The sequence below is a fragment of the Chromatiales bacterium 21-64-14 genome (assembly GCA_002255365.1).
In the GTDB taxonomy this organism is placed as follows: domain Bacteria; phylum Pseudomonadota; class Gammaproteobacteria; order 21-64-14; family 21-64-14; genus 21-64-14.
Map to the genome: position 1 here is coordinate 1 of NCBI01000057.1, position 11468 is coordinate 11468.

General features: G+C 62.9%; 10 protein-coding genes. 6 read left to right on the forward strand and 4 right to left on the reverse strand.

The window, feature by feature from the left end:
- The first annotated feature begins 133 nt into the window (after positions 1-133).
- Together B7Z66_14745 and B7Z66_14750 are read left to right on the forward strand one after the other, a co-directional pair.
- Entirely contained in the window at positions 134-955 is an 822-nt protein-coding gene (locus B7Z66_14745) for a 4,5-DOPA dioxygenase extradiol (protein ID OYV74936.1), read from the forward strand.
- Between the two features lie 291 nt (positions 956-1246).
- Positions 1247-2128 carry a peroxidase gene (locus tag B7Z66_14750; protein ID OYV74927.1) on the forward strand — a complete coding sequence of 294 codons (882 nt, stop codon included), beginning with the start codon at positions 1247-1249 and terminating at the stop codon, positions 2126-2128.
- A gap of 115 nt (positions 2129-2243) precedes the next feature.
- Here the strand turns inward: B7Z66_14750 and B7Z66_14755 are convergent, their stop codons facing one another.
- Positions 2244-3101, reverse strand: coding sequence for a hypothetical protein (locus B7Z66_14755; protein ID OYV74928.1), 858 nt, complete (start codon positions 3099-3101; stop codon positions 2244-2246).
- 152 nt (positions 3102-3253) lie between these two features.
- Positions 3254-4660 (reverse strand): hypothetical protein, encoded by a 1407-nt coding sequence (locus B7Z66_14760; protein OYV74929.1) that lies wholly within the window; start codon positions 4658-4660, stop codon positions 3254-3256.
- A gap of 444 nt (positions 4661-5104) precedes the next feature.
- On the opposite strand from B7Z66_14760, the gene B7Z66_14765 reads away from it, so the two are divergent.
- Entirely contained in the window at positions 5105-6949 is a 1845-nt protein-coding gene (locus tag B7Z66_14765) for a signal peptide peptidase SppA (protein ID OYV74930.1), read from the forward strand.
- A gap of 231 nt (positions 6950-7180) precedes the next feature.
- Here B7Z66_14765 and B7Z66_14770 read toward each other — a convergent pair whose 3' ends face one another.
- On the reverse strand, positions 7181-7633 hold the full coding sequence (locus B7Z66_14770; GenBank protein OYV74931.1) for a hypothetical protein: 453 nt from the start codon (positions 7631-7633) through the stop codon (positions 7181-7183).
- Complete coding sequence (locus tag B7Z66_14775; protein ID OYV74932.1) at positions 7624-8145, reverse strand: hypothetical protein; 522 nt, start codon at positions 8143-8145, stop codon at positions 7624-7626. Before B7Z66_14775 ends, B7Z66_14770 begins: the two co-directional genes overlap by 10 nt.
- A 587-nt stretch (positions 8146-8732) precedes the next feature.
- Here B7Z66_14775 and B7Z66_14780 point away from each other — a divergent pair.
- From B7Z66_14780 to B7Z66_14790, 3 genes are all read left to right on the forward strand, one after another.
- The gene (locus tag B7Z66_14780; protein OYV74933.1) at positions 8733-9815 is read left to right on the forward strand and encodes a 3-deoxy-7-phosphoheptulonate synthase; all 1083 of its coding nucleotides are present in this window, start codon (positions 8733-8735) and stop codon (positions 9813-9815) included.
- A gap of 332 nt (positions 9816-10147) precedes the next feature.
- Positions 10148-10501: a hypothetical protein gene (locus B7Z66_14785; protein OYV74934.1), complete on the forward strand. Its 354-nt coding sequence runs from the start codon at positions 10148-10150 to the stop codon at positions 10499-10501.
- Between the two features lie 30 nt (positions 10502-10531).
- Positions 10532-11098 (forward strand): hypothetical protein, encoded by a 567-nt coding sequence (locus B7Z66_14790; GenBank protein OYV74935.1) that lies wholly within the window; start codon positions 10532-10534, stop codon positions 11096-11098.
- Positions 11099-11468 lie beyond the last annotated feature (370 nt).

The window sequence follows — 11468 nt, forward strand, 5'->3', positions numbered from 1 at the left end:
ATCTCACGCCGCGTGTTTGGAAAACGAAGTTCGCCCACAATCCCATGAAATCAGATATCGCGGTCGCGGATCAATAACGGCCTGGTTTGAACGCTTACGCCGGGAGGCAGCCGTGAGTGACGCCGGTACGCAGATGCCCGCGGTCTTTTTTGGTCACGGCACCCCTATGAACGCCCTTGCCAAAAGCCGTTACACCGAGGCTTGGCGTAGATTCGGCGCGACCATACCGCGCCCGCGCGCGATCCTGTGCATCTCGGCGCATTGGTACATCAATACCACAGCGGTTACTGCCATGGCGCGCCCGCGGACCATTCACGACTTCCATGGTTTCCCGCCGGAATTGTACGGCGTCGACTATCCAGCGCCAGGGGATCCGGTATTGGCCGCCGAGGTGGCTGAAGTGGTCAAGCCCATCCATGTCGGTCTCGACGAAGACAGCTGGGGGATCGATCACGGTACGTGGGCTGTTCTCATCCATGCATTTCCCGACGCCGATATTCCTGTGGTGCAATTATCCATAAACGCGTTGAACCCGTTTGACTATCATGTCCAACTGGGCGCCCGCCTCGCGCCGTTACGCGAGCGTGGCGTGCTAATCGTCGCGAGCGGAAACGTAGTGCATAATCTAAGCCGCGTCGATTGGTGCCAGCCCGATGCGGCATTCGACTGGACCCGCCGCTTCGATGGCGAAGCGAAGGACGTAATGACTTCCCGCCCGGGTAATATCACGCATCTGCAGAGACATCCCGATTTCGCGATCTCGGTGCCGACTCCCGAGCATTTTATACCACTGTTATACTTGGCAGGCTTGGCGTCCGCGGCACGGTCCCCGGCAGAAATTCTCATCGAAGGTTACGCGATGGGTTCGCTTTCGATGACGGCCTATACACTTGGTGCCCGTCGTGACCTATCTGCCGGCAAGACGAACGGATCGCCTGCGATGTTTCGCGCGTAGCGCCGTTTGGTGTGTACGCCCGGCCCAGGCGCGTGCCGCAAGCTTCGTCCGTCAAGCCCCTGACGAGGCCAGCCGGGTCCCCGAAGCTTGGCCCGCTTGCTCAGGCACGTTCGACTGGATCGGCGAGTTGCTGGCTCCCGGTCAACCGCCCACGGAGCGCGGTGTCGAGAATGAGGGCCCGTTGATCCGCGGACATGGCGTCACGGACGAATCGTTGGTATAAGAAATGGTGGGAAAGACGAGCAGGCTTATCCCCGGATCCTCCCGCACACACGTAAACCCGAGGGAACCATGATCACCGAACAAGCCGGAATTCTCGCGCCCCTGCCACCGCACGCGCGTTATATGAGCTTTGATCTCGCCGACATACACGCCGCCCGTCACAGCTTGGCTGCTCTGCAGGCGCTTGTGGACGGTACCGACACCGTAGTCGGTATCGGTTTGTCACTGGCCGAGGCCCTGGACGCACAGATACCCGGGCTGAGGACCTTTCCCGCCAATGCCGGTCCGGGTTTCGAGATCCCCTCGACCCCCGCCGCGCTGTGGTGCTGGCTGCGCGGCGAGGAGCGCGGACCCCTGTTCCATCGGGCCCGAGAACTCGAGACCGCACTCGCCGACGCCTTCTCCCTCAATCATGAGGTTGACGCCTTCGTGCACGATGGCGGCAGGGATTTGAGCGGCTATGAGGACGGCACCGAAAACCCCAAGGGTGAAGAGGCCCGCAAGGTCGCGCTGGTCAGTGCCGATAACGCCGCACTGGCCGGCTCGAGCTTCGTCGCCGTGCAACTGTGGGAACACGACTTCGATCGCTTGCGTACCATCCCGCGGTCGGAACAGGATGCCATCATTGGTCGTCGTCGCAGTGACAACGAAGAGCTGAAAGACGCCCCTGCATCAGCGCACGTCAAACGTACCGCGCAGGAAAGTTTCGCGCCCGAGGCCTTCATGTGGCGCCGCTCGATGCCCTGGGTGGAAGGCGAACACGGCGGTTTCATGTTCGTCGCCTTTGGCCACACGCTGGACGCCTTTGAGGTCGCGCTGAACCGTATGGTCGGCAAGGAGGATGGCATTCCCGACGCCCTGTTCCGCTTCACCCGGCCGATGACAGGCGCCTATTTCTGGTGCCCAGCGATGAAGGACGGTCAGCTCGAACTCAGTCCGTTGGGTGTTTGATTCTCGGTCTAGCAGATAGTGGCTCGCCGCGGGCCTGGGGCCACTATAGTGCGCGTAAAGTCCATGCGGTGTCTTCAGTGACCGACATGGGAAACCCCGCTTTGTTTACTTCCGACTACTGACGAGAGTGTGGCCCGTCGTCTTCAGCAAATTTTCGGATAGCTGCGGCGACATTGGCAGATTGCTCATCGAGAATAAAGTGACCGGCGTTTTCGATAAAAGTGAAGCGGCAGCATGGCATCCCTGCGCACAGTTGCTGTGCAGGCGTCGCATTCAGATAGCGATCCCCCCGGCCCCATAGGATCAGCGTAGCGGTGGACAGTCTTTCCGGGTGCCGGGACAATTCCGTCAGCTCGGTGTTATCGAGTGCCCTGGCATTACGCACCAGCCGGCGTCGCCCGGCCGCTCCCTCGGACCAACGACGGTAACGCCGCAAAACATCCGGCGTTAGAAGTTCACGACGCTGGAAGCCCTTGCGCAGCATGTACGACCAGATCGGACCTTCCAGCAGGGCGAAGAGCGCCGGCCCGATCATACGCAGTCTCATCATCCGCATCTCGGGCACGGGCCAGTGATTGGAGATTACGGAATTGACGAGAATCAGACGATCAACGCGCTCGGGATGGCGGATCGCGAAGATCTGCGCGATCCCGCCGCCGATATCGTGCCCTGCCACGATGACCTTACTGATCTGCCGCTTTTCCAAGAACTCTGCGATATAACCCGCCTGGGCGGACAAGGACAGGTCATAGCTATCTGGCCAGTTGGAATAGCCATATCCGGCCAGGTCCACGGCGTATGCGGGGCGCGTCCGGGCGAGTTCCGCCATAATCGGTACCCAGCAATCGGAGGCACCGGGTATGCCGTGGATGAACAGGATAGGGATGCCTTCCCGGTCATCTCCGGCGCTGCGGTAAGCGAGGGCCTGTCCGTTGCTGAGCGTGACCGACCGCTCCTGCGCATGTGCGGTCATGCGTTTTCCTATGTTCTAGGCTTTGGCCCACGTCGCGAGCCGAAACGATATCATAATCATTCGAAATGCAGAGAATGAAAACAAATCCACCCTCGTCCTCAACCGGCCGGAGTACTCGGCCACTCGCTCCGTGAAATCCCCGGCGCGTGGATTCAACTCGAACCCGGCGGGATGCGCAGGACCTGTCCGGCTGCGATGTCGTTCCGTGGCAAGTGATTGAACGCCCGCAGGCGGTCCACGCTCACCCCGGAGCGTGCCGCGATACCTGACAGCGTGTCGCCGTTCCGCACCGTGTATTCCCGAGTCCCGCGCCCCGGGAAGTGACTGCGCACGTATTCGCGGATCCCGTCGTAGATGGCGTCGGCCAACCGCTCGCGGGAACTGCGTTCGCTCAGTTCGCGGTCTTGGGTCGGATTAGATAAAAATGCGGTCTCCACCAGTACCGAAGGGATCATCGGGTCGCGCAGCACCTCGAAGTTGGCGCGCTGCACGCGCGGCTCATAGAGCGGCTCGACTTGCGCCAGGTAGTGCAGAATATCCCCCCCGAGGCTATCACTGGCGGCGATCGCCTGATTCTGAAGCAGGTCGGTGAGGACATAATTCAAGCGTGGGTCGTTGCGCACAAAATGCACGCCGTCTATCGTCGGGTCCGCGGCGTTCTCGGTGCGTGCCAGCATCCCTGACTCGGCGTCGCTCGCGCCGTGTTCGGACAGCATATACACAGCGCCGCCCACGACGCTCGGGGAGCGGGGAGATGAGTTGGCGTGGATCGAAACAAACAGAGCCGCGTCATGGCGCTGTGCATCGAGTACACGCTGGCGCAGACTGACGTAGTAGTCCCCGTTACGGGTGAGTACCGCGCGCATCCCGGGGGTGGCGTCGATCCGGCGCGCTACCATGCGCCCGATGGAGAGGGTAACGATCTTTTCGCGCAAGCCATTCGGACCCGTGGTCCCCGGGTCGCTCCCGCCGTGGCCCGGATCGATAACGATGATAACCGGCTTCGTGCGCAAGCGCGTGCGTATCTCCGGTGCCGTGGCACGATCCCACGCGGCGGCCGGGGCGCGCATCTGCGCGGTGACCGGATGCACAACAGGCGGCGGCGCTTCCCGGCCCAATTCAATCTCAAGGCGCCCGGGGCGGCCGTATCCAGCACGCGCCGTAAACCGAACCGGAACCATGCGCGTGAGATTGAACAAGAGCCGCAGGCCACCCGGGCCATAGCGCTCGACGTACACGGCGCGAACTAGGCCGGCGGAAACCGGATGTGCGACCATCTCAGGCGTCGTGTCGCGCAAATCCAGTACCAGCCGCGGCGGACGATCGGTGGTAAACCAGTGGTAGGTGGTGTGCCCGCGGACCGCGAGAATCGCGATCGTCGCACCGCGCCGGACCAGGAACGTCAAGGGACCAATGCGCGCGCCCGCCATCGCCGGCAGTGCCAGCATCCAGCCGAGCACGAGCCAGAGCCAAGCACCCGTGCGCAGTCCGGATCGCGGGACAACCCTCCGGCCGTATTCTTGGATTCCGCTACGATCGTGCACCGCTGTGGCACCCATCTCCACCCCCGTTGCCGGCTCGCCGGCCCAAACACGCGAACCGCGTATTGCTTCCGGATTCCGGTATAGCAGGCGCTAGAAACAATGCACAAGGCAGATAAAAGGATAAATGCGGTGAGCTTTAAAATACAAGTGTTTGTTTAATATATTTCATTCGGTCATTCCGAGGCGGTTTCCCGCGCTGGGCACAAGGCGCCCCAGGCGGTTAACGGGATGTACCACCCCGCTGCGGGTTGCCGCCGGCTGGTCCGCCGATACCGGCCGCGCCTGCGCGTACGCACTTGACGCCCCGGGCGTATTCCCCAACACTCGCTTCGCGCGCCAGGGTCTCGGCGGGGCAATTGTTGGAGCCCCATGCGCGGGCCTGGCCGGGCTCCGCCCCGGGTGGCTGATCGATCGCCGGTGGCGTCGGATCCGGGCCGTTACCCGGGATGAGAGAAGCCCATGAATCGTCTGTTGCTGCCTATTCGCTGGCTTGGGCGCTTTTTGCGCGGGCTACGCCGCGCCGTGCTTGACCTGCTAACGCTCACGGTGCTTGTGATCGGGGCCATCGCCGTGTTCGTCGCACTGCATCGTCCCGGGGTCCCCGGCGCGGCGGTACTACGGGTGGCACCCCACGGGCGGCTGGTCTACAGCTACTCCGAACCGCGCTGGAGCCGCGCGCTTAACCGGGCGCTCGGAAACCCGAGCGCACAGGTGCGTATCCGCGACCTCACCACGGCCATCGACCGTGCGGCGCACGACCCCAAGATCAAGGTCCTTGCGCTCGATCTGCGCAACTTCCAGGGCGGTAGCCTGCCGGAGGTCCGCAGCGTCGCCCGCGCGGTTGCACGTTTTCGCCACGCCGGTAAGCCGGTCTACGCCTACGCGTCCAGCTACTCGCAGGGGGACTATCTCATCGCGGCGTCCGCCACGCGTATCTTTCTGAACCCGATGGGAGCGGTCGTGATTGCGGGCTATTCCGATGAACAACTCTATTTCAAGAAGCTGCTCGAACGCGTGGGTGTGCGCGTCTACGCATTCCGGGTAGGGAAATACAAGTCAGCCGTCGAACCGCTAATCCGCGCTAACATGTCCGCTGCCGCCGATGCGGAGAATCGGGCATGGCTGCGCACCTGGTGGAGCACCTACCGGCAGGCGGTCGCGACCACCCGCGGAATCACGCCGGCCCAAGTCGAGTATTACGCGAACCACCTGTCGGCGCTGCTTACGCAGGCCCATGGAGACGCCGCTACACTTGCGCTACAACAGGGACTGGTCTCGACACTTGCTGACTACGACAGCTTCCGCCGGGCGTTGGCCCGAACCGTCACCGGCCGGCCCGCCGCGCAGTTCCCGGAAATCGGCTACCGGCGTTATCTCGCCGCGACCCGGCCGGCGCCAACCGGTGCTATCGCGATCGCCGTCGTGCCCATCGACGGCATGCTCCTGAGCGGGGCCAGCGCCGTCCCCGGGGCGGTGGCCGCAGGTCCCACCGTGGAACAGCTCGACCGTCTGCGCCATGATAAAAACGTGCGCGCCGTGGTATTGCAGGTGAACAGCCCCGGGGGCAGTGTCTATGCCGCGGACGCCATCCGCCGCGCTGTCGTGCACCTGCGCCGCGCCGGCAAACCCGTAGTGGTTTCCATGGGGACACTGGGGGCGTCCGGGGCCTATTGGTTGTCGACGGCCGCGCAGAAAATCTACGCCCACCGCACCACGATCACGGCCGATATTGGGGTCTTCGCGCTCTATCCCGATTTCTCCAGAACGCTCGCCAAGCTCGGTATCGGGGTCTCGGACGTCGCTACCACGCCAACGGCCGGGGCCCTTTCACCATTTCGCCCGATCCGCCCGGAAGTCGCCAAGGAACTCCAGGCCTCCGTTGGCCACATCTACCGTCGCTTCGTCGGTCTGGTGGCACGCGCACGCGGCCTGTCTCCGGCCGAAGTGGATAGTGCCGCGCAGGGGCGCGCGTGGAGCGGCGCCGACGCCTTGCGTTTACGGCTGATCGATCAGATCGGCGGGATTCGGCAGGCGATCGGCAGCGCGGCGCACTTGGCTGACTTGAAACCCGGCAGCTACCATGTCGACTACCTGCCGCGCGCCGGGAGCCCGGGCGTGTCGCAGAGTCTCACCCCGGAACTGACCCAGGCGCTGTTCCGGCGGTCAGGAGAAAATCCGTTCGATGTCCTGCGCACCGTCTCCGCCCCACTCAACCCGGTCGCGCGTCGGCTGCATGATTTGGCCATCCTGCTACGCACACGCCCATACGGGCTGTTTGCCTACAGCCTCATCGTCCCCCCATAGAAGAGCGCCCCATCACGGTATACAAGGGGCAAGGGCGGACGACGGATTTATCTTCCGGCCTAGGGAAGCACGTCCCGCTACTGACCGGCGGTCTGATTGCCCCCGACGCGCTGGCACCGCGCGCGGGCGTACTGCCCACGGTTACCGCTCAACTGCGATCCGGTGGCGTGGATGGGGGACTGCCGTCGCTCGAGCCACCGAATCCGCGGTCCGTCGGTCAAATGCGTGCAGTCAGGCGGATGGGGCCGGGACGCCGTGTCGGCGTATCATCCCGATTCCGATCAACCCGGATGTCAGGAGGATCAGGCTGCCCGGCAGGGGCACGGGCGTCACGGCATCGTAGCCGATCGCCTGCAGGGCGATGCCTTCCGGAGAGCTCAAGCTGATCGATTGCGAATTTGAACACAGCTGCCAAGACTGCACATGGCAGGGGCTCGAGGCCCAGTCCCCGTAGTCGCCTTTTGAATTCTGGTTGAAATCGACGATATTCGTGACCCCGCCATCGATCGAGAAGTACGAGGTCGCGGTCCCGGAGGTCGTAAAGCTAGGCGTATGCGCACCCGCATAGCGGAAGAGATCGAGCGGCTGGATATAGCTCTGCCCATGAGTCGGCACGGTATTGAGCACGGATCCGGATCCGCCGATACCGAGTACCTCGTCGATTTCGTGCTGGATCACGGACATCCCAAAATCGCTACTGTTGATCGATATGGTGCCGTCGAAGCTTCCGCCGCTGGTGCCGCTGGCAGTGAGCTGGCCGGCACAGGTAGCACACCCAGCGCACGCAGGTTCGAGCTGGTGGCGGCAATGTAGCCAGCGGTGTTTCCATACGGAAGGTTGTTATAGGCAGTCTGCTCGATACTATTGCCGTTAGTGGCGGCGTCACTGGCGAGCGCGTTACTATAGGCCCTGTACGAATAGACACCGAAAGTGCTCTCGCTCTTCCCTGCGTAGGTGACACCCGACGCGACCGAGAAGTCGATGTTGACTGATATCGGATCGGTGAAACTCTGTTGGTAGAAACCGATCGCATTGTCAATGGCCGCCTGCTGGGAGGCGCTGACCGAGCTGCCAAAGGTGGGTACGATCGTGAGCGCCTGCGCCGGACCGGTTGCCACGCAAAGCCCGCAAACCGCGAACAGAACAGCAACCGGCGTCCCAGACCGCTTTGTTGTTTTCATTCTGTACGCCCTCATCCCCGTTGATCCGGTACCGGAGTCCATGGGACCCCATGCGCCCTATGATTCAGGCACAACACGGGTGGTCCGCTCTGTGGGGGCGATGACGTTGCCGACATCTGCCCCGTGCCTGAAAGACCCTACCGCGGACGCGCCGCATCGCGGTCGTCCGCCCGGGCACGCCGAAACGCCGAATTTACGGGCTATCGGTCATGCACAACTCGCCGCGGACGCCAGCATGGCAAGCCACCCGGACCGTGTCAATTAGGACGATCACGAGGCCGTCGGCAGCGGGAACAGCAACACAGTTTGGTGTCACAACAGTGTCGCGCCGTGGAATAACGGTTTTCCCTACAGCATCGAAGCGGGGGTTTATTTTCATATCCGGCGCGAGTCACTGGCGTAGGACCGAACCGCTTTCAAGGTGCGGGTATTGGCGTCCAAATAAATCCTCTTAATGTGCGTCCCCTTAATCTGTACACTCCTGATATCAGGATCCAGGGCCCGCGCGCGCCGCAGCCTCCCGGTGGATGTTTCCATCTGGACCCCCGGATGAAGCATTCAAATTATTGAATATATTTTAGTTTTACTAGGGTCAGCGACGCATGGATAACGACCGGATCGATAACGTCAACGTGCTATCGCAGGACCTGCTGCCGACGCCGCGGCAGGTGAAGGCCGCGCTGCCGTTGACGGAGCAGGCGCAGGTGGCGGTGCTGCGGGGCCGCGCGACGGTGCGCCGCATCCTGGACCGCGCGGACCCCCGCCTGTTCGTGGTGGTCGGGCCCTGTTCGATCCACGATATCGAGGCGGCCCGCGAATACGCCGCCAGGCTCAAGCGGCTGGCGGAGGAGGTCGGCGACACGATCTACCTCGTCATGCGTGTGTATTTCGAGAAGCCCCGCACCACTGTGGGCTGGAAGGGCCTGATCAACGACCCGTTCATGGACGACTCCTTCCATATCGAGAAGGGCCTGCACCTGGCGCGCGAGCTCTTGCTGCACCTCGCGCAGTTGGGGCTGCCGGCCGCGACCGAGGCGCTCGACCCGATCACCCCGCAGTACCTGTCCGACCTGATCACCTGGACGGCGATCGGCGCGCGCACCACAGAGTCGCAGACGCACCGCGAGATGGCGAGCGGCCTGTCCACGCCGATCGGCTTCAAGAACGGCACCGACGGCAGCCTTGCGGTCGCAATCAACGCGCTGCACTCGGCGGCGCGCACGCACCATTTCCTCGGGATCAACCAGGAGGGCCAGTGCGCGGTGTTCAGCACGCGTGGCAACCGCTACGGCCACATCGTCCTGCGTGGCGGCAACGGCCGTTCCAACTACGATTCGGCTTCCATCGCGCTGGCCGAGCAGGAGCTGGTGGAGGCGCGCTTGCCCGTTAACATCGCGGTGGACTGCTCGCACGCCAATTCCAACAAGGACCCGGCGATGCAGCCACTGGTGGCGAAGGACTGCGTCAACCAGATCTCCGAGGGCAACCGCTCTATCGTGGCGCTGATGCTGGAGAGCAACCTCCACGGCGGCAGCCAGCCGATCCCCGCAGACCTCTCACAGCTCCGCTACGGAGTGTCGGTGACCGACCCGTGTATGGACTGGGAGACCACCGAGAAGCTTCTGCGCAGCGCGCGCGAGAAGCTGCAGCGGGCGCTGCCGGCACGCCAGAAGCGGGGCGCCTAGCAACGGGGAGCGATTTGGCACCCACCGCCGGTGTTAGCCACCGGCGCCCTGGGTCGGGGCTTTTCGCGCGACGAGTATGACCGCGCAAATTAATTTATCCTGGCCGAATTCGTGCCCCCGATTGGTTCCAAGCAGGGGCTGCGCGCGTGGACTATACTGAAGTATAGGCCGTCTACCCGCGTTTTGGGTGTCCGCGACGTTTACAAACTTTTGCGCGTACCGTACCCAAGCTTACGCAGCAATCGTGGACACTTGCAGTATACATCCAGTATGGGGATACCGCTTCGATACGGGTGCTGGATCGTCGGGCGGGAACACTGGAGGCGAGTCGAATGCGGTTCAATAGGAAATTGCTGTGCACCAGCGCGCTGCTCCTCGCGTTCAGCACTGGCGCCGTACACGCAGACGGCCGTTACGGGCACGGCGGCCACTCTGGCGTGCGTTTCGGCCTGTTACTGGGCGCTCCCTTATTCTGGTCGTCGTTCTACGGTCCTCGCTACTACGCAAACCCCTATCCACCCGTGGTGGTCTACAGTGAGCCACCGGTGTACGTGGATCCTACGCCGCAGCAAGGTGCATCCGACTACTACTGGTATTACTGCACGTCCCCGCCGGGTTATTACCCCTACGTTCGTGAGTGCCCACCGGGATGGATGAAGGTCGTACCCGCAGCGCCACCGCGCTGACCCCGTCACGCCAAACTTAAGGAATCTACAGTGAGCACGAGCACTCGATGCGTGTCCGCGCTGGTGGCGTTATCACTGGGGGCGTGCGCGACCATCCCCAACGGCCCCAGCGTAATGGTACTGCCAGGAAGCGGCAAGAACTTCAATGAGTTCCAGGCCGATAACGCCATCTGCCGTCAGTTCGCCCAGATGCAGGTGGGTGAGAGCCCGAACCGGGTCGCCGGGCAGAGCACGCTCCGGAGCGCCGGGCTCGCTGCGTTGCTCGGCGGTGCCCTGGGCGCCGCGCTGTCCAGGCACGACCCAGGACGAGGTGCGGCCGTAGGTGCCGCTACCGGTGCGGTGGTGGGTACTGCGGCCGGTGCTGGCGCAGGCAACGACTCGGCCTACGAACTGCAGCGGCGTTACGACTACGCCTATATGCAATGCATGTACGCCAAGGGCAACGAGGTGCCGGTGGATGCGCGGCTCCAGCAGCAGCCCAGCGACCGCGCCTACCCGCCGCCGCCACCGCCGCCCGGGCCGTATTACGACGCGCCACCTCCTCCTGGGTCTGCACCGCCAGCAGTGCCGCCGCCCGGTACTCCACCACCGGACTGATAAATAGGGGGCTACGAATCTCTGCTTTGTACAGGCCGTCGAAGGAAAGGAACAAAAAAATGGAAAAAAATGGGACACCCACAAAAAATCAAAAAATGGGACACCCACGAATCTTGACCGCTGTGGGGTGAGGAGAGGAAAGAATGGGATGAAGGAAAGAATGGGACACCCACGGGAATGAATGGGACGCGGGGCAAAGGGGGGAATGAAGAAGAAAGCAAAGAATAGGGGGCAATAATGGCGGGGGCAATAATGGCAATAATGGGACACCCACGAATCTTGACCGCTGTGGGGTGAGGGAGTAGGTTTATTGTGGAACTTGTCATAGACGTTCAAGGAGGAACGTATGACCCGCGCACGCAGGGAAGTG